A 22,738-nucleotide genomic window follows, 5' to 3' on the forward strand; every position below is an offset into this window, starting at 1 on the left:
TCCACCTCCTGAAAGGAGCGACCATGGCACTCTCCACCGACCGCCGCCGCTTCCTGACCCTCGCCGCGGCCACAGCCGCTGTCGGCGCGGCCGGGACGGCCAGCGCCCTCGCGGCGGAAACCGAGTCCGATCTCCAAGCAGCCGCAGACCAACCGCTGCGCCTGTGGTACGACGAACCCGCCTCCGAATGGCTCCGGGCCCTTCCGATCGGCAACGGCCGACTCGGCGCGATGGTCTTCGGCGGCACCGCCTCCGAGCGGCTTCAGCTCAACGAGGACACCGTCTGGGGCGGCGGCCCCTATAATCCCGCGAACGTCGGCGCCGTGAACCAGCTCGCCGAGATCCGGCGGCGCGTCTTCGCGAACGACTGGAGCGGCGCCCAGTCGCTCATCGACGCCGAGTTCATGGGCAGCCCGCTCGGGGAACTGCCCTACCAGACAGTCGGCAACCTCAACCTCGACTTCCAGTGCGCGGACAACACCTCGAACTACCACCGCGAACTCGACCTCACCACCGCCGTCGCGCTCACCCGGTACACCTCGGGCGGGACCACCTTCACCCGCGAGGTCTTCGCGAGCGCCCCCGACCAGGTGATCGTCATCCGCCTGACCGCCGACAAGGCCGCGGCCCTGTCCTTCACCGCCGACTTCGACAGCCCGCAGTCGCACACCGTCAATTCCCCGGATCAGCAGACCATCGGAATGGACGGCTCGGGAGAGACCGTCAACGGCATCACCGGCCGCATCCGCTTCCGCACCCTGGTGCGGGCGGTCGCCGCCGGCGGTTCGGTCAGCAGCTCCGGGGGCCGGCTGGCCGTTGCCGGGGCCGACTCGGTGACCCTGCTCGTGTCGACCGGCACCAACTACGACGACTACCAGAACCTCACCGGCGACCAGAATGCCAGGGCGCTCCAGCCGATCCAGTCCGCCGCGTCGCGCACCTACGACGAGCTCCGCTCCCGGCACGTCGCCGACTACCAGGCCCTGTTCAACCGCGTCCAGCTCGACCTCGGCACCTCCCCGGCCGCGGGGAACCCGACCGACGACCGCGTCGCGGGCTTCGCGAACGGCACTGACCCGCAGCTGGTCACCCTGTTCTTCCAGTTCGGACGGTACCTGCTCATCTCCTCTTCGCGACCGGGCACGCAGCCTGCGAACCTCCAGGGGATCTGGAACGACGCGCTGCGTCCGCCATGGAGCTCGAAGTACACGGTGAACATCAACACCGAGATGAACTACTGGCTCGCCGGGCCGACCAACCTGATCGAGCTGACCGAGCCGGTCCTCGACATGGTCGGCGAACTCTCGGTCGCCGGCGCCGAGACCGCCGAACTCCAGTACGGCGCCCGCGGCTGGGTCTGCCACCACAACACCGACGGCTGGCGTGGCACCGCCCCGGTCGACGGCGCCTTGTGGGGCATGTGGCAGACCGGCGGCGCATGGCTCGCCCTGCACATCTGGGAGCACTACCGCTTCACCGGCGACGTCAACGGCCTGCGCACCCGCTACCCCGTTCTCAAGGGAGCGGCACAATTCTTCGTCGACTCCCTCGTGCAGGACCCTTCCTCGGGCTACATGGTCACCTGCCCGTCGAACTCCCCGGAGAACTCCCACCACTCGGGTGTCTCGGTCTGCGCCGGTCCCACCATGGACATGCAGATCATCCGTGACCTGTTCGGCGCGGTCGCTGCCGCCGCAGACGTCCTCGGCACCGATTCGGCGTTCCGCGACCAGGTCCGCACGCTCGCGGGCCGCCTGATCCCCACCAGGACCGGCGCCCAGGGACAGATCCGCGAATGGCAGGCCGACTGGGACGCCGGGGCCCCCGAGCAGACTCACCGGCACGTCTCGCACCTGTACGGACTGCACCCGAGCAACCAGATCACCCCGCGCGGCACCCCGGCGCTCGCCAACGCCGCCAAGGTCACCCTCGAAAAGCGCGGTGACGCCGGGACCGGCTGGTCCCTCGCCTGGAAGATCAACTTCTGGGCCCGCCTCGAAGACGGCGCCCGCTCCTACAAGCTCCTGAAGGACCAGCTCACGACGGCACGCACCGCGCCGAACCTGTTCTGCCTGCACCCGCCGTTCCAGATCGACGGGAACTTCGGGGCCACCGCCGGCATCGCCGAATGGCTCCTCCAGTCACACGCCGGGGAGATCCGCCTGCTGCCCGCGCTCCCCCCGTCGCTGCCGAACGGCTCGGTGACGGGCCTGCGCGCCCGCGGCGGCGACACGATCGACATCACCTGGGAGAACGGCCAGATCACGTCCGCGAAGCTCCTCGCAGCAGCCGACCGCGAGGTCAGGGTGGCCGCAGGCGTGCCACTGGCGCTCGACGGCATGCAGACCTCCTCCGAACAGGACGGCGACGCCCTCGTGTTCAACGCCGAGGCCGGAACGACCTACCGCTTCGCCCCGCAACAGTAAGGAGTACCGATGCGCAACCCGATTCCGAGTCCGCGCCGCGTCCGACGCCTCCTGACACTGGGGACTCAGGGCCGCACCTCGGTCCTGAACGCCCTCAACGAAGGAGGCAGCACCTGTTAGGCAAAGCCCGCAGACCGCCGCGAGAAGCCCGGTGCCGGAGGGCTTCTCGCGGTCCTAATTCGTCCGCGCACATCAATGTGATCGTGCACGGCACCACCTGGTACCGGAACATCGCGGGCAACTTCTGGTCGCCTCCGACCTCGACCGGGCCGCTGCGCGCTGTTGAACGCCCGAGGGCGCCAGCGCATTCAGCGCGCCGCCTCCCGTCCTCCCACCTCACCGGCTACTGCGAACGCGGTAGACGGGCCGATCTCCGCAGACGATGCGGGCCCGGTCCCGCCCGCAGACGATTCACAGAGCGCCCGACCTCCACCAGGCGCTCCCGATCCGTCCTGTCCGAAAGGCCTCCATGTCCGCAGTCCTCGCCCGCCTCGGCCGGTTCGCCGCCCGCCGCCGCGCGCTGACCCTGACCGCATGGCTCCTCGCGCTCGCCGCGGCAGCCGTCCTCACCCTCACCGGGATGCGCTTCTCCGACGGCTCCTTCGACGTGCCCGGCACCGACTCCAGCCGGGCGATGCAGACCCTCGAAACCGAGTTCCCCGAGACCGGCGAGGAGACCGCGTCCCTGCAACTGGTCGCGGCGACCCGCGATGGCTCGGCGATCACCGCGGACGATCTGGACCGGGCGCTGGAGGCACTGCAGGACGTGCCGCATGTGACCGCTGTCGGCGACCCGTTCGACCCCGCACAGCCCTACGTCTCCGCCGACGGCACCACCGCCGTCGCGCAGATCACGTTCGGCGACATGACCGAGTCCGAATCCGAGCAGGCGGCGGAGGCTGTCGGCGACATCGCCGCCGAACTGCGCGCCGCGGGACTCACGGCCGAGGTCGGCGGCTCGCTCACGAACCCCGTCCCGGAGATCCTCGGCCCGACCGAGATCGTCGGCGCCGTGATCGCGTTCGCGGTCCTGCTGCTCACCTTCGGCTCCCTCGTCGCCGCTGGCGCCAACATGCTCGGCGCGCTCCTCGGCGTCGGCGTTGGCATCCTCGGCGTGCTCGCCTTCTCCGCCCTCGTCCCGATCGGCTCCATCACCCCCGTGCTCGCGGTCATGCTCGGACTCGCCGTGGGCATCGACTACTGCCTGTTCATCCTCGCCAGGTTCCGCTCCGAATTGCGCGCGGGACGCACGGTCGACGACGCGATCGGCCGCGCGAGCGCCACGGCCGGGTCCTCGGTCGTCTTCGCCGGAGCCACCGTCATCATCGCCTTGGCGGGCCTGACGGTCGTCGGCATCCCGTTCATCGGCGAGATGGGCCTCGCGGCGGCCTTCGCCGTCGCGGTCGCGGTCCTCATGTCCCTGACCCTGCTGCCCGCCATGATGTCCTGGATGGGCCGCCGCGCCCTGCCGCGCAAGGAACGCCGCGGTGCCGAAGCGCCGCACCCCCAAGCGGGACGTCTGGGCCGCACCGTCACCCGTCGGCCCCTGATCGCCCTCGCCGCCTCCACCGCCGTCGCCGCCGTGCTCGCGATCCCGGTCCTCCACATGAGCACCGCCCTCGCGGTCCCCGGGGGCGAGGACCCCGACTCGACCCAGCGGGCCGCCTACGACCTCGTCGCCGACGAGTTCGGCGCGGGCATGCAGGACCCGCTGGTCCTCCTCGTCCAGACCGACGGCCCGGTCGCCGACGAGCTCGACGGCGTCGTCGCGCAGGTCTCCGGCCTCGACGGCGTCGCGATGGCGATCCCGACCGGCGTCGCCGACTCAGGCGAGGCCGCCATGGTCACCGTCTTCGCCGAGACCGGCCCGCTCGACGACGCGACCGTCCAACTCGTCCACGACCTCCGCTCCCTCGACATCGACGGCGCCGAGCTCGCCGTCACCGGCTCGACCGCCGTCGGCCTCGACTCCGACGAGCAGATCAACGCCGCGCTGGTCCGCTACCTGGCCATAATCGTGGGCCTCTCGCTCGTGCTCATGATGATCCTGTTCCGGTCGGTCCTGCTGCCGCTCATCGCCACCGGCGGGTTCCTGCTTTCCCTCGGCGCGGGCCTCGGCGCGAGCGTCGCGGTCTTCCAGTGGGGCTGGCTCGACGCCGTCATCCAGGCCCCGCAAGGGAACCCGCTCCTGAGCCTGCTCCCGATCCTGGTCACCGGCATCCTCTTCGGACTCGCCATGGACTACCAGGTGTTCCTCGTCTCCCGCATGCAGGAGGCCCACCGGCTCGGCATGAGCCCCCGAGAGGCCGTCCGCGCCGGGTTCGCGCACTCCGCGACCGTGGTGGCCGCGGCCGCCGCGATCATGGCGGCCGTCTTCGGCGGCTTCGCGCTGAGCGGCTCCTCGCTGGTCGGCTCGATCGCCCTCGCGCTGGCGGTGGGCGTGCTCGTGGACGCGTTCGTGGTCCGGATGATCGCCGTTCCCGCCGCGATCGTCCTGCTGGGCAACGTAGCCTGGTGGATGCCCGCGTGGCTGGACCGGCTCCTGCCGCGGCTCGACGTCGAGGGCGCCGGCGGCGAGGAGGCGGAGGTCGCCGAACCCGCGGCGGCCCGCTGAACGCGGTGCGGGAACGAGAGGGGGACGGCGTGCGGGTACGGCCGGGCGTGCGGTGGGAGGCGTTCTTCGACGCCGTCGCCATCGCGACCGTGATCGTGGAAGTGCTCCGGGGAGCCTCCCCGACCGCCCTGGCGCTGCTCGGGGCCGGGGCGGTCCTGGTGGCGGTGCGCCGCCGGTTCCCGCTCGCCGCGGCGGTCGGCGCGATCCTCCTCAGCGCCTTGGCGATGCTCGAACCGGACTCGGCCGTTTCAGTGTGGGTCCTCGCCGAGATCTGCCTGTTCTCGGTGCCGCTGCGGCGGTCGGGTTGGACCGCCGCCGTCGCCGCGGCAGTGCACGCCGTGGTCCTCTACGCAGGGGCGCTCATCGCCTTCGACGTCGGCCCGCTCGATCCGTTTGCGCTGATCCTGCCGGTCTGGACCGGCGCCGTCGTGTCGTTCGGCGCGGCGATCAGGTCGCAGCGCGACTACGTGGAAGCGGTCGAGCAGCGTGCCGCGAGCGCCGCCGCCGCCCGTGAAAGCGAGGTGCGCCACCGGATGGATGAGGAGCGGCTGCGCATCGCCCGGGACCTGCACGACTCCGTCGCCAACTCGATCGCCGTCATCAGCATCCAGGCCGGGGCCGCCGAGCAGCGTTTGGAGGCCGATCCCAAAGCGGCGTCCGAGGCGCTGCGCGGCGTCCGCGCCGCCAGCCGCCATGTGCTCGCCGAGGTCCAGGAGATCCTGGCGGTCCTGCGGAAGGACGAGACCGCCGAGCAGGAGCGCGACTTCCCTTCCGCGGCGAGCATTCCGCAGCTGGTCCGCGCCTTCGCGACCGCCGGGACGTCGGTGACCGCGCACCTCGCGGAGCTGCCGCCCCTCGAACCCACTGTGGACGCCGCGCTCTTCCGGGTCGCGCAGGAAGCGCTGACGAACGCCCACCGGCACGGGAGCGGAGGCGCCGCGGTGAGGATCGAATGCGACGATCACCGGGTCCGCCTCGTCGTGGAGAACCCGCTCGCGCCCGAGAAGCGGGCCGAGGCCGAGACGGGCTTCGGCCTCATCGGCATGAGGGAGCGCGTCGAGCTGGCCGGCGGCTCGCTGCTCATCGCGCCGGGCGGCTCGAACTTCACCGTCGTGGCCGAGTTCCCTTGCGACACTGAGAAAGAGAGTGACGCATGATCCGCGTGCTGCTCGTCGACGACCAGACCATGATCCGGGCCGGGCTGCGGAGCCTGCTCGAAGGCGCGGGTGTGACCGTGTCGGGGGAGGCGGCGAACGGCGAGGAGGCGCTCCGCGCTCTCCGCCGGGACCGCCCCGATGTGGTGCTCATGGACCTGCGGATGCCGCTGATGGGCGGCGTCGACGCGGTGCGGGCGATCCGCGCCGACCCCGAGCTTGCGGCGGTGCGCATCCTGGTGCTGACCACGTTCGACGGCGACCGCGAGGTCCTGGCGGCGCTGGGCGCCGGCGCAGACGGGTTCCTCGGCAAGGCCGCCGAACCGGAGGAGCTGCTCGCCGCGGTGGAGGCCGCCGCCCGGGGAGAGGCGACGCTCTCGCCGAAGGCCTCGCGCGCCGTGGTCGACCACCTCGCCGCCTCGGCCCCGCCGCCGGTCGACCCCGACCTGGAACGCCGCATCGCCGAGCTGACCCCCCGCGAGCGGGACGTCGTGGCCGCCGCGGCGGCGGGCCACGACAGCGCCGAGATCGGCCGCCTGCTCTTCATCTCCCCGTACACCGTCAAGACGCACCTCAACCGCGCCATGGCGAAGCTCGGCGCGAAGGACCGCGGCCAGCTCGTGGCCATGGCCTACCGCGGCGGCATCGGCCAGCGGTTAGGGCGCCGCGGTGGAGGCCCGATGCACCATCGTCACCTGGAGTTCGGGTCCGGCCACCGGCGGCTCGACCTGCTCCACCGCGCTCAGCGCCAGCGACGCCAGATACCGGCCGAGCCCGGGGGTGTCCACGTTGACCGTGGACAGCCGCGGTTCCATGATGGCCGCGAGCGGCGTGTCGTCGTGCCCGATCACCGAGAGGTCGCGCGGGATGTCGAGCCCCATCCGCAGGGCCGCGCCGACGAGGATGGCGGCGATGTCGTCGTTGTAGGCCGCCACGGCGGTCACCCCGGCGTCGCGCCAGTCGCGGATCGCGGCCGCGGCGGACTCGTCGGTCAGTTCGAGGTCGCGGCTCGGCAGCGCTCCCAACCCGAGGCCGGCGGCGGTGTTCTCGGCGCGTTCCCGGCGCAGGGCGACCAGGTCCGCCACCCTGGGATCGGCCGACCCCGCGAAGGCGATGGTGCGGTGCCCGAGCTCGTGGAGGTGGCGGATCTGGAGGATCGGTCCTTCTTCGGGGTACTCGTCGGCGATGGGATGGTCGGGGTCCGGGATCAGGCTCTTGACGCCTGCTTCGCGGATCGCCTCGACCTGGCCGGGCGCGAACGGGGTCAGCGATACTACGACGTCGGGCTGGAGCGTCTCCCACAGCGGCCGGGCCTGGCCGGTCGGGTGCGGCGTGTACGTGACGAGTGCGTATCCGGCCTCGTCGAACGCGAGGGACGCCTCTTCGAGGTTGCGCCGCAGATTGAAGTCGAGCGGCCAGTCGGGCAGGACCAGGAGCACGATCCGGCTCCGCCCGCTCCGCAGCGTCCGTGCGGCGCTGTGCGGCCGGTAGCCGAGACGCTTGGCCTCAGCGAACACCCGCTGCTTGGTCGCCTCGGAGATGGTCTGCCCAGGGGTGTCGTTGAGGACGAACCCCACGGTCGCCCTGGAGATCCCGAGGGAGCGGGCGACATCTGCTGCGGTGACGCGGTGGGCGCTGCGGCCGGACGGCATGAGAAACGGACTCCCGACGTTGACTGGCAAAGGCTTGCACGTGCTAGCCCGCAAGTCTACCCCCGGCCCGCCCCTGGGCACGCCGAACCGCGGCCGGGACCCGGAGCACCAGGTCATCGGCCGCGAGACGGCGCCGGTCAGCGCGGGATGAGCCTCCTCAACTGCGTGACGTGTCCGGGTTCGAGTTCGTCGAGCGAGGCCACGCCGAGGAGGCGCATGGTCCGCTCGACCTCTTCGCGGAGGATCGCGATGGCGCGGTCGACGCCCTCGCGGCCTCCGGCCATGAGCCCGTACAGGTAGGCGCGGCCGATCATGGTGTACCTGGCGCCCAGGGCGACTGAGGCGACGACGTCGGCGCCGGACATGATGCCGGTGTCCAGGTGCACCTCGATGTCGCCGCCGACCTCCTTGACCACGTGGGGGAGGAGGTGGAAGGGGATGGGGGCGCGGTCGAGCTGGCGTCCGCCGTGGTTGGAGAGGGTCACGGCGTCGACGCCGAGGTCGGCGCAGCGCTTCGCGTCCGCGACGGTCTGGACGCCCTTGACGACGAGCTTCCCGGGCCACTGCTCCTTGATCCAGGCGAGGTCCGCGTAGTCGACCGTGGGGTCGAACATCGTGTTCAACAGCTCGGCGACGGTTCCGGACCAGCGTGAGAGGGACGCGAAGGCGAGGGGCTCAGTGGTGAGCATGTCGAACCACCAGGCCGGGCGCGAGGCCATGTTGAAGAACGTCTTCGCGGTCAGTGCCGGGGGGATGGAGAAGCCGTTGCGCTTGTCGCGCAGGCGGGCCCCGGCGACGGGCACGTCCACCGTCACCAGCAGCGTGTCGAACCCGGCTGCGGCGGCCCGCTCCACGAGGGCCATGGACCGGTCGCGGTCCTTCCACATGTACAGCTGGAACCAGTGGCGCCCGTCGGGTCCTCCCGCGGCGGCGACGTCCTCGATCGGGGTGGTCCCCATCGTGGAGAGCGCGAACGGGATGCCCGCCGCGGCGGCCGCGCCTGCTCCGGCGGTCTCGCCTTCGGTGTGCATCATGCGCGTGAACCCGGTGGGGGCGATGCCGAACGGGAGTGCCGAGCGCTTCCCGAGCACGTCCCAGCCGGTGTCGAGCTTCGAGACGTCCCTGAGGATCGCGGGGTGGAACTCGATGTCGGCGAACGCCTGCCTTGCCCGCGCGAGCGAGAGCTCGCCCTCGGCGGCGCCCTCGGTGTAGTCGAACGCCACCCGCGGGGTGCGCCGCTTCGCGATGGCCCGCAGGTCGGCGATGGTGAGCGCGGCGTTCAAGCGCCGCCGCTTCGCATTGAAATCGGGCTTCTTGAACCGCACCAGCGGAAGCAGGTCCTTGGGGCGGGGCAGTTGTCGTTTGGTCATGTCAGGGCCTATCGATGATTCATGTTCAACGTGCTGTCAGTGCCGCATGGCGGCGACGCGGTCGACCGCGTCGCCCCATCCCGGCGCAGCGCGCGGCTCGTAGCGGATGATCTCCTGGGTGTCTCGGACCAGGGCGCGAAGGTGGGCGAGATCTGCCACCACGCCGTCGGCCCGCGCCTGGACCAGCAGGTTGCCGAGCGCTGTGGCCTCGACCGGCCCGGCGAGGACCGGCAGCCCGGTCGCGTCGGCGGTCCATTGGCACAGCAGCGCGTTCCGCGCTCCGCCGCCGACCAGGTGGATCACCTCGGGCTTCTCCCAAGCCAGGCTCCCCGCCTCCTCGACCGCGAGCCGGTGGCCGAGCGCGAGGCTCTCCAGCACGCAGCGCACGATCTCGCCGCGCGTCTGGGGAGTCCGTCCGTCGGCGCGGGCGGCGATCCTGGCGGGCATCCCCCCGGGTTCGTCGCCGCGCGGCAGCCACGCCGGGTCCTGCGGGTCGATCAGCGAAACGAAGGACTCGGCCTCCTCGGCCTCGGCGAGCAGCCGCTCCACCGAGGCTTCGCCCCAGTAGCGCTGGCACTCCTGGAGCAGCCACAGCCCCATCACGTTGCGCAGGAACCGGGTCGTGCCGTCCACACCGGCCTCGTTGGTGAATCCGGCGCGCTGTGCGGCCGCGCTCAGCACCGGCGCCTTGAGTTCGAGACCGACCAGCGACCAAGTCCCGCAGGAGATGTAAGCGAACCGGTCGTTCTCGGTCGGGACCGCGGCGACGGCGCTGGCGGTGTCGTGCGAGGCGACGGCGACCAGCGGCATCCCCAGGTCGGTGTCGCCGATCAGGTCGCCGGGACGGCGGACCGGCGGCAGGATCCGGCGGGGGAGGTCCGCGGCGGTGGTGACCGTGGACGACCAGGCGCCGTCCACGCCGTAGAGCTGGGTCGTCGACGCGTTGGTGTGCTCGGCCCCGATCTCGCCGGTCAGCCAGTACGCCAGGAGGTCCGGGATCATGAGCAGGTGCGAGGCGCACGCCAGGCGCATGCGGTTCTCGGCCCGCAACTGGTGCAGAGTGTTGAACGGCTGTTGGGCGATGCCGGTCTCGCGCCACAGCGCCGTCGGCTTCGGCCAGTCGGGCAAGTCCGCGGTGCGCTCGTCGCGGTAGTGGTACGGCAAACCGAGCAGCGCGCCGTCCTGGTTGATGAGCCCGTAGTCCACGGCCCAGGAGTCGATGCCCGCCGAGACCACCGGGCCCGCCTCGGCCAGGCCTGCGCGGATGTGGCGGTACAGGCCCAGCAGGTCCCAGTGCAGCCCGCTGGGCAGGCGCACCGGCTCGTTGGCGAACCGGCGCACTTGGGTCAGTTCGATGCTCGTGTCGGTGACCGCGCCGACCAGGACGCGCCCGGAGGACGCGCCCAAGTCGACCGCGGCATAACGCTTGGCGCTCATCGCAGGAACGCCGCCGCCACGCCCGCGTCCACCGGCACGTGCAGGCCCGTGGTCTGCGACAGCTCCCCGCCGGTCAGCGCGAACACCGCGTCCGCGACGTGCTCGGGGAGCACCTCCTTCTTCAAGAGGGTCCGCTGCGCGTAGAACTCGCCGAGCTTCTCCTCTTCGACGCCGTAGACGGCGGCGCGCTCGGCACCCCAGCCGCCGGCGAAGATGCCCGAGCCGCGGACGACGCCGTCGGGGTTGACGCCGTTGACGCGGATGCCGTGCTCGCCGAGCTCGGCGGCGAGGAGGCGCACCTGGTGGGCCTGGTCGGCCTTGGTAGCGGAGTACGCGATGTTGTTGGGGCCGGCGAACACCGAGTTCTTCGAGGCGATGTAGACGATGTCGCCGCCCAGGCCCTGCGCGATCATGAGCCGCGCGGCCTCGCGGGAAACCAGGAAGGAACCGCGCGCCATCACGTCGTGCTGGAGGTCCCAGTCGCCCAGCGTAGTCTCCAGGAGCGGCTTGGAGATCGACAGTCCGGCGTTGTTGACCACCAGGTCCACGCCGCCGAACGCCAGGGCCGCCTGGTCCATCGACGCGGCGACGGCCTTCTCGTCGGTGACGTCCACGGTGACCGGCACCGCCTTGTCACGGGAGCCGACCTCCTCGGCGACCTTCCGGGCCGCGGACCCGTCGCGGTCGGCGACAATCACGCACGCCCCTTCGGCGGAGAGTCGGTGGACGATGGCCCGACCGATCCCGGACCCGCCTCCGGTGACGAGCGCGATGCGTCCGGCGAGGGCCTTCGGCTTCGGTAGGCGCTGGAGTTTGGCCTCTTCGAGGGACCAGTACTCGATGCGGAACTTCTCCGACTCCGGAATCGGGGAGTAGGTGGAGATCGCCTCGGCCCCGCGCATCACGTTGATCGCGTTGACGTAGAACTCCCCCGCTACGCGCGCGGTCTGCTTGTCCTTCCCGAAGGAGAACATGCCCACGCCCGGCACGAGGACGATCGCCGGGTCCGCCCCGCGTATCGCGGGGGAGTCCCCGGTCGCGAAGCGCTCGTAGTAGGCCCGGTAGTCCTCACGGTAGGCCGCGTGCAGCTCCTTGGCCCGCTCGACGGTCTCCTCAAGGGACGCCGACGCCGGAAGGTCGAGCACCATCGGCCGGACCTTGGTGCGCAGGAAGTGGTCCGGACAGGAGGTGCCCAGCGCGGCCAGGCGCGGCATCTCGGCCGAGGCGAGGAAGTCGAGGACCTCCGGCGCGTCGGTGAAGTGCCCGACCTGGCGGGCGTCGGTCGAGGCGAGCCCCCGGAGCACCGGGGCGAGCGCTGCCGCCCGCGCCCGGCGCTCCGCATCCGGCAGCGGCGCGTACTCGGGACGGACGTCGCCGAACGGAGCACTCTTTCCCCGTTCGGCGATGAACGCCTCGCAACTGCGGATGATCTCCAGGGAGTTCGCTTCGCACTCCTCGGAGGTCGCGCCCCAGGCGGTGATGCCGTGGCCGCCGAGGATGCACCCGATCGCCTGCGGGTTCGCCTCCTTGATCGCGGCGATGTCCAGGCCCAGCTGGAAGCCGGGGCGGCGCCAGTCCACCCACACGACCCGGTCGCCGAAGCACTCCTTGGTCAGCGCGGGCCCGTCGGCGGCGGTCGCGAACGCGATCCCGGAGTCGGGGTGGAGGTGGTCGACATGCGCGGCGTCGACGAGGCCGTGCATGGCCGTGTCGATCGACGGGGCGGCGCCGCCGCGGCCGTGGAGGCAGTAGTCGAACCGCTCGACCATGACGTCCTCTTCATCGACGCCCGGGTAGGTGTCAACCATGGCGCGCAGGCGGTCCAGGCGCAACACGGCGAGCCCGGACTCCTTGAGGGTGCCGAGGTCGCCGCCGGAGCCCTTGACCCACAGCAGCTCGACGTCCTCGCCGGTGACCGGGTCCGTTTCGACGCCCTTCGCGGAGGTGTTCCCGCCCGCGAAGTTCGTGTTCCGCTTGTCCGCCCCCAGGCGGTTGGAACGCTCGATGAGGTCTTTCACGCTGTCTCCCATGACTAGGCGCCCCAACCTGCCTGCGCGCCGCCGATTCGCTCGGCCGCGATCTTCTGGGCGTACCCGGACGCGGCGAACGCCCGCATCGGGTCGGGATCGAGGCCCTGCTCCTGGCGCAGTTCCGCCAGCAGCGGGCGCACATCGGTGTTGAACGCGTCCATCAGGACCGCGTTGGCGCCGAGCACGTCCCCGGAGGCCTGGGCCGCATTGAGCGCCTCGGCGTCCACCAGGAGCGCCTTCGCGGTCGCCTCCTGCACATTCATGACCGAGCGGATCTGGCCGGGGATCTTCGGCTCGATGTTGTGGCACTGGTCCAGCATGAAGTTCACGCCCGCATCGAGACCGCCGCCGCGGTTGACCTCGTGCATGATCCGGAACAGCTGGAACGGGTCGGCCGCCCCGGCCATCAAGTCGTCGTCGGCGTAGAACCGGGAGTTGAAGTCGAACGCGCCGAGCTTGCCTTCGCGCAGCAGGAACGCGACGATGAACTCGATATTGGTCCCGGGGGCATGGTGCCCGGTGTCGACCACGACCTTCGCCTTCTCGCCGAGCTTGAGGGTGTGGGCGTACGCGGTGCCCCAGTCGGGGACGTCGGTGGAGTAGAACGCAGGCTCGAAGAACTTGTATTCGAGGATCATCCGCTGTCCGTCGCTCAGGCGCCCGTACACCTCGGACAGCGCCTCGGCCAGCCGGTCCTGGCGGGCCCGCAAGTCGTCCTGGCCGGGGTAGTTGGTGCCGTCGGCGAACCAGAGCTTCAAATCCGCAGAGCCGGTGGCGTCCATGATGTCGACGCATTCGAGGAGGTGGTCCACCGCCTTGCGGCGCACGGCGGCGTCCGGGTGGCACACCGAGCCGAGCATGTAGTCGTCGTCCTGGAACGTGTTCGAGTTGATGACACCGATCCGCACGCCCAGCCCCTCGGCATGAGCGGCGAGGTCGGAGTACGACTCGACCTTGTCCCACGGGATGTGCAGCGAGACCGTCGGGGCCGCGCCGGTGAACCGGTGCACCTCGGCCGCGTCCGCGATCTTCTCGTACGGGTCGCGCGGGACGCCCTGCTGGGCGAAGACTTTGAAGCGGGTGCCGGAGTTGCCGAACGCCCAGGAGGGCACCTCGATCTTTAGCCTGCGAACAGCGGATATGACTTGTGGGACGTTCAACGCCACGCACCCCTTTCCTCAGCGATCGATTCCCTGAATCGTTTCAATTCAATGTCAACTTGCACGTGCTAGTGATGGGAGTGTAGCATCATCTCCCAACACTCCGCTAGCACGTGCTAGCAAAGAAGTGCCCCTGGAAGACCTGACAATGGAGTCCCAATGAACCCAACCGTCACCGCCGACGGCCCACTCGAACCGACCGCGCCGGACGCCGCGGCCGAAACCGTCGACCTTCCGAAGGTCAACGCCCGTTACATCTGGCTCATGGTCCTCGCTCAGTTCGGTGTGTTCGTCGCCTTCATCACCCCGATCGCCATCTCCCTCGCCATCCGCGTCCAGTCCCTCGCTCCCGGGCACGACGAGTATCTCGGCTACATCACCGGCGTCGGCGCATTTGTCGTCATGTTCACCGCGCCCCTCATGGGCGTGTTGAGCGACCGGACTCGCACCCGCCTCGGCCGCCGCCGCCCCTTCATGATCGGCGGGCTCGTCCTCGGCGTCGTCTCACTGGTCGTCATGGCCACGGCGCCGTCGATCCTCGTGCTCGGGCTCGGCTGGATCCTCGCGCAGCTCGGCTGGGGCCAGGTGCTCGGCAACCTTCAGAACTCCACGGCCGACCGGCTGCCCGAATCCCAGCGCGGCAAGGTCGCGGGCCTGACGGGGTTCGCCACGCAGATCGCCCCGGTGCTCGGCGTGGTGGTCGCCTCCCCCTTCGCCGCGGATCCGCTCCTGCTGTTCCTCATCCCCGGTTCCATCGGCGTCGTGCTCACGCTCCTGTTCGTGACCCTGGTCCACGAGGACGACAGCCGGTCGATGCCGGTGGAGGACCGCCTCACCTTCCACAGCCTGTTCGGCAAGTACCTGTTCAACCCGAAGCAGTACCCCGACTACTCGCTGAACTGGCTGGCGCGCTTCCTGTTCTACTTCGGCATCACTCTGAACACCACGTTCACCGCATACTTCTTCGCGAGCCGACTGGGCATGACAGTCGAAGCGGTCGCCGGGATCATCGCGGTGCTCGGCATCGCCGGAGTCGTCGCGACGACCATCGGCGCGCTCGGCGGCGGCTTCCTCTCCGACCGCCTGCGCCGCCGCCGCGTCTTCGTCTTCGCGGGAGCCGCGCTCATGGCTGTCGGCATGGTGATCGCCGCGTTCTCCGCGACGCTGCCGGTCCTGGTCGCGGGCTCGTTCGTGACCTCGGTGGGCCTGGGCATGTTCGCCTCGGTCGACCAGGCGCTCCTACTCGACGTCCTGCCCGAGCGATCGACGCAGGCCGGGCGCTTCATGGGCATCACCGGCTTCGCCACCTCGATCCCGCAGGCCGCGGCGCCGTTCATCGGCTCGGCCCTCCTCGTCGTCGGCGTCAGCGGCGACGAGAAGAACTACACACTGCTGTTCCTCATCGCCGCAGTCCTCGTCCTCGTCGGAGGGCTCGCCGCCATGCGCATCCGTTCCGTCCGCTGACCCGTTCCGCACCGCCGACCGACACCGCCACTGAAGGAGACCTACCGTGATCGTCACTCCCGTCCGCTTCGAACACCACCGCGACGCGCTCGGCATCGGCGAGCCCGCGCCTCGCCTGAGCTGGATCACCGCCGACGCTCCCGCCGGATGGCGGCAGGCCCGGTACCAGGTGGAGTCCCGTTCGGCGGGCGCCGCCGAGACGGCCACCGTGGACAGCGCGGACTCAGTCCTCGTCGCCTGGCCGTTCGCGCCGCTCGCCTCGCGCGAGCGTCGCGATGTCCGCGTCCGCGTCGTCGGCGAAGACGGCACGGCCTCGGACTGGAGCGAGTGGGCAGGGGTCGAGACCGGCCCGCTCGCTCCCTCGGACTGGTCGGCGCTCATGGTCGGGCCCGACCCCGAAGGGGTCCTGGGTGCTGAGCGCTCCCCATTGGTGCGCGGCGAATTCGACGTTGAGGACACCCCGATCGCCCGCGCCCGGCTCTACGGGACCGCCCACGGCCTGGCCGAGTTCGAACTCAACGGCGAACGCGTGGGCGACCATGAGCTGGCTCCCGGCTGGACCGCCTACGAAACCCGGCTGCACTACGCGACCTTCGACGTCACCGAGGCGCTTCGCCCGGGACGCAACGCCCTCGGCGCCTGGCTCGGCGACGGCTGGTGGCGCGGGCGCCTGGGCTGGGAGCACAAGTCCGAGATCTACGGCGCCTACCTCGCCGTCATGGTGCAGCTCGAGATCGAGTACGCCGACGGGTGCCGCCAGACCGTCGCGTCCGGTACCGACTGGAAGGCCGGACGCGGCCCGATCCGCGCCGCTGGCATCTACGATGGCGAGGAGTACGACGCGCGTCTCCACGACCCCGCCTGGTCGACCGCCGCCTTCGGCGACAGCGACTGGGAGCCCGCGGCCGTCTTCGACCGCGACCCGGCGACCCTGGCCGCGAACGACGGCCCGCCCGTCCGATGCACCGAGACCTTGCCCGTCAAGGAGGTCCTGACCTCCCCGTCCGGGAAGTTGATCCTCGACTTCGGGCAGAACCTCGTCGGCCGCCTGCGCCTCACCGTCGACGGTGACGAAGGCACCGTTGTTACCCTGCGCCACGCCGAGGTCCTCCAAGGCGGCGAGCTCGCCACCGAACCCCTGCGCACCGCCAAGGCCACCGACACCTACACCCTTCGCGGCGGCGGTGAGGAAACCTGGGCACCGCGCTTCACCTTCCACGGCTTCCGCTACGCCGAGGTCACCGGCTGGCCCGGCGACTTCGACGCATCCAACGTGGTCGCCGAGGTCCTGCACTCTGACATGGAGCGCACCGGCGCCTTCACCTCCTCCGAGCCGCTGCTCGACCGCCTCCACGAGAACATCGTCTGGGGCATGAAGGGCAATTTCGTCGATGTGCCCACCGACTGCCCGCAGCGCGACGAGCGCCTCGGCTGGACCGGGGACATCCAGGTCTTCGCCCCGACCGCCGCGTTCCTGTTCGACTCCTCGGGATTCCTGTCCTCCTGGATGAGGGACCTCGCCGCCGAGCAGGCGAAGTACAAGGGCGTCCCGATGGTCGTCCCGGTGATCTCCGACGGCAATGTCGCCCCCATGGCCGGCTGGGCTGACGCCGCCACCGTGGTCCCCTGGACGCTCTACCAGCGATTCGGCGACCTCGAGGTGCTCGACCGCCAGTTCGACAGCATGACCGCCTGGGTCGACCAGGTCGCCGCCATCGCGGGAGACGACCTCCTGTGGGACTCCGGCTTCCAGTTCGGCGACTGGCTCGACCCGCTCGCCCCCGCCGGGCGGCCCGAAGCCGCCCAGACTTACGGTGAGATCGTCGCCACCGCCTACTTCGCCAAGTCCGCCCGCATCGTTGCCGATTCGGCGAACCTGCTGGGCCGCAAGGAGGAAGCGGAACGGTACGGGGCGCTGGCCGACGCGATCGCCACGGCGTTTCACGACGAGTACGTCTCGCCGTCCGGGCGCCTCCTGTCCGACTCCGCCACCGCCTATGCGCTCGCCCTCCAGTTCGACCTGATCGGCGAGGCCGAACGCCAGCGGGCGGCCGACCGGCTCGCGCAGATCGTGCGCGACAACGGCTACAAGATCTCGACCGGTTTCATCGGCACCCCGCTCATCTGCGACGCCCTCAGCGAAAACGGCCACTCCGCCGAGGCGTACCGGCTGCTGCTCCACACCGGACAGCCGTCGTGGCTGTACACGGTCCAGCAGGGGGCCACGACCATCTGGGAGCGCTGGGACTCGCTGCTGCCCGACGGCACGGTCAACCCCAGCGGCATGACCTCCTTCAACCACTACGCCTTCGGCGCGGTCGGCGACTGGATGCACCGCGTCGTCGCCGGGCTCGCCCCGGCCGCGCCCGGCTACCGGCGCCTGCGCATCGCCCCGCAGCCGCCGCGCCGCGGCCTCACCGCCGCCTCGGCGACGCTCCGGACGCCGTACGGCGACGCCTCCAGCGCGTGGACCCTCGCCGGCGGCGGCCTCGAACTGCACGTGACGGTGCCGGTCGGCGCGACCGCGGACGTCATCCTGCCTTCGGGCGCGGTCCACACCGTCGAGCACGGCACCTACACCTGGGTCGAGGCGTTCGAGACTGACCCCGAGGAGATCCCGCTCATCACCGTCGACTCCCGGTTGGCCGACATCTTCGACATGGAGGCGGCCATGGCCGTGTTCATCGGCGTCGTCACCAAGTACGTGCCCGAAGCTGCCGAGCACATGACCGGCGGTCTGCGCGGCCAGGACGACATGACGCCCCGCCAGATCTCCGGGATGCTCCCGAACAGCGAATCCGTGCTCGCCGACATGGAACGCGGATTCTCAGCTGTCTCAAGTGGAGAGGAGCCGCCCGCCGACATCTTCGCCGCCGCTGCACCCGAGCCCGCTGACGAGGACCTGGAAACCAAGGCCGCCATGCTCACCGGCGCCGACTTCTGGACCACCCGCGAAGGCGAGGGCATTCGCGCGCTGACTCTCGTGGACGGCCCGCACGGCATCCGCCTTCAGCGGTCCGACGCGGACCACCTCGGTCTCAACGAGAGCGAACCTGCGACCTGCTTCCCGCCCGGTGTCGCGCTCGGGTCCAGTTGGGACCCCGAACTCGCCCGCGAGGTCGGCCGGGCCATCGGCGAGGAGGCCCGGAGCCTCGGCGTCGACGTCGTCCTCGGCCCGGGCGTCAACATCAAGCGCTCTCCGCTCGGCGGGCGCACCTTCGAGTACCTCTCCGAGGACCCGCGCCTGACCGGCGACCTCGCCGCCGCGTGGGTCCAGGGCGTCCAGTCCACCGGCGTCGGCACCTCGCTCAAGCACTTCGCGGCCAACAACCAGGAGGCCGACCGGATGCGCGTCAGCGCCGAGATCGACCCTCGGACCTTCCGCGAGTTCTACCTGGCCGCGTTCGAGCACGTCGTGAAGGAGGCCGAGCCGACCACGGTCATGAGCGCCTACAACGCGGTCAACGGCGTGTTCGCCTCCGAGAACCATTGGCTCCTCACGGAACTGCTCCGCGAGGAGTGGGGATTCGACGGCCTTGTCGTCTCCGACTGGGGCGCCGTCAAGGACCGCGCCCAGGCCCTGCGCGCCGGCCTCGACCTGGAGATGCCCTCCAGCGGCGATGAAGGCACCGTCGCGATCCTCGCCGCGATCAAGGACGGGCGACTCGACCCGGCCGCCGTCGACCGCAGCCTCCAGCGCCTGGCAACGCTCGCCGAGCGCACCGCGGCCGGACAGTCCGGACCGCTCGACGCCGACGCCCACCACGCCCTCGCCCGACGTGCCGCGGGTGAATCGATCGTGCTGTTGCGCAATGAGAACGAGGTACTCCCGCTCCGGGCGGACCAGAACATCGCCGTCATCGGCGAACTCGCGGTCGACCCGCAGTACCAGGGCGGCGGCTCTTCCCACGTCAACCCGACCCGCGTGGACCGGCCGCTGGACGAGCTCCGCGCCGCCCTCGGCGAATCCCGGATCGCCTACGCGCAGGGCTACAGGCGTGACGGCGCCGACGCTGCCGCGCTGATCGAGGAGGCCCGCGAGGCCGCCGCCCGCGCCGAGGTCGCCGTGGTCTTCGCCGGGCTCTACGAGACCGACCAGTCCGAAGGCTTCGACCGCGAGCACCTCGACCTGCCGGAGGCGCACACCGCGCTCATCGAAGCGGTCGCGGAGACCGCCCCCCGCACAGTCGTCGTCCTCTCCAACGGCGGCGTGGTGTCCCTTGAACCCTGGCACGACCGCGTCGACGCCATCGTGGAGGGATGGGCCCTCGGCCAGGCCGTCGGCGGCGCGCTCGCCGATGTCCTCACCGGCGCGGCCAACCCGTCCGGACGCCTCGCCGAGTCGATCCCGGTCGCCCTCGCCGACAACCCGTCCTATCTCAACTTCCCCGGGGAACTGGAGACCGTCCGCTACGGCGAGGGCGTCTTCGTCGGCTACCGCTACTACACCTCGACCGGCCGCGAAGTCCGCTACCCGTTCGGCCACGGCCTGAGCTACACGACGTTCGCATACGAAGACTTCGACGTCGAGGCCACCGGCCCCGACACCGCGACCGTGCGCGTCACCGTCCGCAACACCGGTGCCGCCGCGGGAGCCGACGTGGTCCAGGTGTACGTGGCCCCGGCCGAATCGCCGGTGCGCCGCCCCATCCGGGAACTCGGCGCGTTCGCCAAGGTCCGTCTCGAACCCGGCGAGTCCACCGAGGTCGAACTCCGCCTCGGGCGCCGCGCCTTCGCCTTCTGGGACGTCCGGAAGTCCGACTGGCGGGTCGTGCCGGGCGACTACGGGATCGAACTCGGCCGCTCCAGCGGGGACATCGCCGACCGCGCCGAACTTCCGCTCGACGGCGACAGCGACCGGCCCGCGCCCCTCAGCCTCGACTCCACCGTCAAGGAATGGTTCGGCCACCCCGTGGTCGGCCCGGTCCTCATGCAGGCCATGATGGCCGGCGCGACCGAGGAGCAGCTCGCCGCCGCCGAGGACAACGCGAACATGCTCAAGATGGTCGACTCCATGCCCATGGGCCAGTTCGCGCGCTTCCCCGGCGTGGAGATCCCCGACGCGGCGCTCCAGCAGTTCATCGACATGAGCGTCGCCGCCGCGCAGCCGGAGTCCGCATCATGACCGACGCGACCGTCCAGACCATCAGGGTCGGCGACGAGCACCTCGACGGCAGACACGGCCCGGTCCCGGTCCGCCGCTACCGCCCCTCCTCGCTCCGCGGCGCCGCCACGGTCGTGTGGCTCCACGGCGGCGCGTTCTCGCACGGCGGCCTCGACCAGAACGAGTCCCACGCCGTGGGGATCGCGCTGGCCGGGGCCGGCTTCCCGGTCGTCGCCGTCGACTACCGGCGGGTCCCGGCCTGGAGCTGGTGGCGCAAACCCGAACCCGGCGTGCTCGACGGCGTCCGGTACCCCGTCCCGCTCGACGACGTGGTCGACGCGGTGTCCTCGGTTCACACCGAGGGCACCGCCCCCGCGATCGTCCTCGGCGGCGCCAGCGCGGGCGCGTGCCTCGCCGCCGCGGCCGCGCTGCGCCTGCGCGCCGAGGGGTCTCTCGGGCCCGACCGGCTCCTGCTCGCGTACGGGACCTTCCACGCCGAGCTCCCGCCGATCACGCCCGACATCGCCGTCCGCATCCGCGGTCGGCACGGCCTCGTCCAGTTCCGGCCCTCCACCGTCGAGCGCATGAACCGCAACTACGCCGGCCGCATCGACGCGATGGACGACCCGTTCGCCTTCCCCGGCGGCCACGACCTGGCCGGCCTGCCGCCGACCCTCTGCCTCGACGCCGACCGCGACTCGCTGCGCGCCTCCGGCCAGCGGTTCGCGGCCGAACTCCGGTCCGCGGGCGTCGCCGTCGAGCACCAGTTGGTGCCCGAGTCGACGCACGGCTTCCTCGACCGGCCCGGGACCCCGGGGTTCAACGACGGCATCGCGCGCGCCGCGGCATGGCTGGCGCGCACTGACACAAGGAGCGAACGTGACTGACCACCGGACCCGAGTCCTCCTGACCGGCGCGACCGGCAACTGGGGGAGGGCCGCGCTCCGCGAGTTCGCCGACCGCGCCGACCGGTGCACCGTAGTGGCGTTCGCCCTGCCCACGGAGGCCGACCGGGCCGCGCTCGCCGAGTTCGCGGACATGGACAACCTCGACGTCGCCTGGGGCGACCTGACCGACTACGACGCCGTCGCCGCGGCCGTCGGCCGAGCCGACATCGTCCTGCACGTCGGGGCCGTCGTCTCGCCGCTGGCGGACGCGAAGCCCGAACTGGCCCGGCGGGTCAACGTCACCAGCATGCGGCACATCGTGAACGCCGTGAAGGCGCAGCCCGATCCGTCCCGGATCGCGGTGGTCGGCATCGGCTCGGTCGCCGAGACCGGCAACCGCAACCCGCCCCACCACTGGGGCCGCGTCGGCGACCCGATCCGCGTCTCCGCCTTCGACGAGTACGGCCAGACCAAGGTCGCCGCCGAGCGCGAGCTCGTCGACTCGGGCCTGCCGAAATGGGCGTGGCTGCGCCAGACCGGGATCTTCCACCCCGGCATGCTGGAGATCCGCGACCCGATCATGACCCACTCGACCCTCGGCGGCGTCATGGAGTGGGCTTCGGCCGAGGACTCCGCGCGCCTCCTCGCCAACCTCTGCGAACCCGAAGTGCCCGAGGCGTTCTGGGGCGGGATCTACAACATCGGCGGCGGCGAGGGCTGGCGGCTGACCAACTGGCAGCTCCAGACCGCGATGGGCAATGCCATGGGAGTCAAGGACATCCGCAAGTGGTACGACAGGAACTGGTTCGCGCTCAAGAACTTCCACGGCCAGTGGTACTCCGACTCGGACCGCCTGGAGGAGCTGGTGCCCTTCCGCGGCGACACGTTCGCGGCGGCGCTGGCCCGGGCGTTCGAAGCCAAACCCGGACTCCGCAAGGCAGGACGAGCACCAGCGTGGATCGTCAAGCACCTGGTCATGAAGCCGCTCAGCCGACAACCCCGGGGCACGATGCACGCGATCCGCTCTGGGAACGAGGCCGAGATCGCCGCCCACTTCGGTTCGCTCGACGCCTGGAAGGCCATCGGCGACTGGTCGACGTTCGAGGTCCCCGAGCCCTCGCGCATACCGACGGTCCTCGACCACGGCTATGACGAGGACAAGGACCCTTCGAAGTGGAACGAGTCCGACTACGAGCAGGTCGCGTCCCACCGCGGCGGTGCGCTCCTGTCGACGCGGGTCGAGCAGGGCGACGTCGCGACGCCACTGCGGTGGTCGTGCGGCTTCGGGCATGAGTTCGCCGCCAGTCCGCGGCTGGTGCTCACCGCGGGCCACTGGTGCCCCGACTGCGTGCGCGACGTTGCCGCCTATCCGCGGCAGGCCGAGCGGAATGCGTTCCTCGCGCAGGTGGTCGATGCCTGATCCTTCGGGGCGGAGCTGAA

At 71.0% G+C, this 22,738-nt stretch carries 12 protein-coding genes and 1 pseudogene; 8 read left to right on the forward strand and 5 right to left on the reverse strand.

The annotated features are described in order from the left end of the window. Positions 1-23 precede the first annotated feature (23 nt). The 4 genes and pseudogenes from WA640_RS24180 to WA640_RS24195 form a co-directional block, all read left to right on the forward strand. On the forward strand, positions 24-2,426 hold the full coding sequence (locus tag WA640_RS24180; protein ID WP_335991196.1) for a glycoside hydrolase family 95 protein: 2,403 nt from the start codon (positions 24-26) through the stop codon (positions 2,424-2,426). A 469-nt stretch (positions 2,427-2,895) separates the two neighbouring features. Beyond that, on the forward strand, positions 2,896-5,040 hold the full coding sequence (locus WA640_RS24185) for an MMPL family transporter (protein WP_335991198.1): 2,145 nt from the start codon (positions 2,896-2,898) through the stop codon (positions 5,038-5,040). A 29-nt stretch (positions 5,041-5,069) separates the two neighbouring features. Further along, positions 5,070-6,197 (forward strand): sensor histidine kinase, encoded by a 1,128-nt coding sequence (locus WA640_RS24190; RefSeq protein WP_335991200.1) that lies wholly within the window; start codon positions 5,070-5,072, stop codon positions 6,195-6,197. Then, positions 6,194-6,814 (forward strand): annotated as a pseudogene (locus tag WA640_RS24195) (response regulator); the annotation flags it as partial. The gene WA640_RS24190 and the pseudogene WA640_RS24195, both read left to right, overlap by 4 nt. A gap of 36 nt (positions 6,815-6,850) precedes the next feature. On the opposite strand, the gene WA640_RS24200 reads toward WA640_RS24195, so the two are convergent. The 5 genes from WA640_RS24200 to rhaI form a co-directional block, all read right to left on the reverse strand. After that, positions 6,851-7,846: a LacI family DNA-binding transcriptional regulator gene (locus WA640_RS24200; protein WP_335991202.1), complete on the reverse strand. Its 996-nt coding sequence runs from the start codon at positions 7,844-7,846 to the stop codon at positions 6,851-6,853. 137 nt (positions 7,847-7,983) lie between these two features. Next, a complete protein-coding gene (locus WA640_RS24205) occupies positions 7,984-9,216 on the reverse strand; it encodes an alpha-hydroxy acid oxidase (RefSeq protein ID WP_335991204.1) in 1,233 nt (410 codons plus the stop codon). 36 nt (positions 9,217-9,252) lie between these two features. Further along, complete coding sequence (locus WA640_RS24210) at positions 9,253-10,653, reverse strand: rhamnulokinase (protein WP_335991206.1); 1,401 nt, start codon at positions 10,651-10,653, stop codon at positions 9,253-9,255. Continuing rightward, on the reverse strand, positions 10,650-12,683 hold the full coding sequence (locus WA640_RS24215; RefSeq protein ID WP_442904815.1) for a bifunctional aldolase/short-chain dehydrogenase: 2,034 nt from the start codon (positions 12,681-12,683) through the stop codon (positions 10,650-10,652). Before WA640_RS24215 ends, WA640_RS24210 begins: the two co-directional genes overlap by 4 nt. A gap of 2 nt (positions 12,684-12,685) precedes the next feature. Further along, positions 12,686-13,843, reverse strand: a complete 1,158-nt coding sequence (gene rhaI, locus WA640_RS24220; RefSeq protein ID WP_442904816.1) for an L-rhamnose isomerase — start codon at positions 13,841-13,843, stop codon at positions 12,686-12,688. Between the two features lie 159 nt (positions 13,844-14,002). Here rhaI and WA640_RS24225 point away from each other — a divergent pair, with 159 nt between their 5' ends. From WA640_RS24225 to WA640_RS24240, 4 genes are read left to right on the forward strand one after another with little or no spacing between them, the layout of a single operon-like run. Next, entirely contained in the window at positions 14,003-15,307 is a 1,305-nt protein-coding gene (locus tag WA640_RS24225; protein ID WP_335991210.1) for an MFS transporter, read from the forward strand. 46 nt (positions 15,308-15,353) lie between these two features. Then, positions 15,354-20,432 (forward strand): family 78 glycoside hydrolase catalytic domain, encoded by a 5,079-nt coding sequence (locus WA640_RS24230; protein WP_335991211.1) that lies wholly within the window; start codon positions 15,354-15,356, stop codon positions 20,430-20,432. Beyond that, positions 20,429-21,298, forward strand: a complete 870-nt coding sequence (locus WA640_RS24235) for an alpha/beta hydrolase (protein WP_335991212.1) — start codon at positions 20,429-20,431, stop codon at positions 21,296-21,298. Before WA640_RS24230 ends, WA640_RS24235 begins: the two co-directional genes overlap by 4 nt. Next, on the forward strand, positions 21,291-22,718 hold the full coding sequence (locus tag WA640_RS24240) for an NAD-dependent epimerase/dehydratase family protein (RefSeq protein WP_335991214.1): 1,428 nt from the start codon (positions 21,291-21,293) through the stop codon (positions 22,716-22,718). The genes WA640_RS24235 and WA640_RS24240 overlap by 8 nt, the downstream gene beginning before the upstream one ends. Positions 22,719-22,738 lie beyond the last annotated feature (20 nt).

Origin of the sequence: Glycomyces sp. MUSA5-2, from assembly GCF_037034145.1 — a bacterium.
Taxonomy (GTDB): Bacteria; Actinomycetota; Actinomycetes; order Mycobacteriales; family Micromonosporaceae; genus Glycomyces; species Glycomyces artemisiae.

What these genes read in the sequence shown, in the direction of transcription:
- WA640_RS24180 (WP_335991196.1), top strand. Translation starts at nt 24, where the DNA reads ATGGCACTCTCCACCGACCGCCGCCGCTTCCTGACCCTCGCCGCGGCC.
- WA640_RS24185 (WP_335991198.1), top strand. Translation starts at nt 2,896, where the DNA reads ATGTCCGCAGTCCTCGCCCGCCTCGGCCGGTTCGCCGCCCGCCGCCGC.
- WA640_RS24200 (WP_335991202.1), bottom strand. Translation starts at nt 7,846, where the DNA reads ATGCCGTCCGGCCGCAGCGCCCACCGCGTCACCGCAGCAGATGTCGCC.
- WA640_RS24205 (WP_335991204.1), bottom strand. Translation starts at nt 9,216, where the DNA reads ATGACCAAACGACAACTGCCCCGCCCCAAGGACCTGCTTCCGCTGGTG.
- WA640_RS24210 (WP_335991206.1), bottom strand. Translation starts at nt 10,653, where the DNA reads ATGAGCGCCAAGCGTTATGCCGCGGTCGACTTGGGCGCGTCCTCCGGG.
- WA640_RS24215 (WP_442904815.1), bottom strand. Translation starts at nt 12,683, where the DNA reads ATGGGAGACAGCGTGAAAGACCTCATCGAGCGTTCCAACCGCCTGGGG.
- WA640_RS24225 (WP_335991210.1), top strand. Translation starts at nt 14,003, where the DNA reads ATGAACCCAACCGTCACCGCCGACGGCCCACTCGAACCGACCGCGCCG.
- WA640_RS24235 (WP_335991212.1), top strand. Translation starts at nt 20,429, where the DNA reads ATGACCGACGCGACCGTCCAGACCATCAGGGTCGGCGACGAGCACCTC.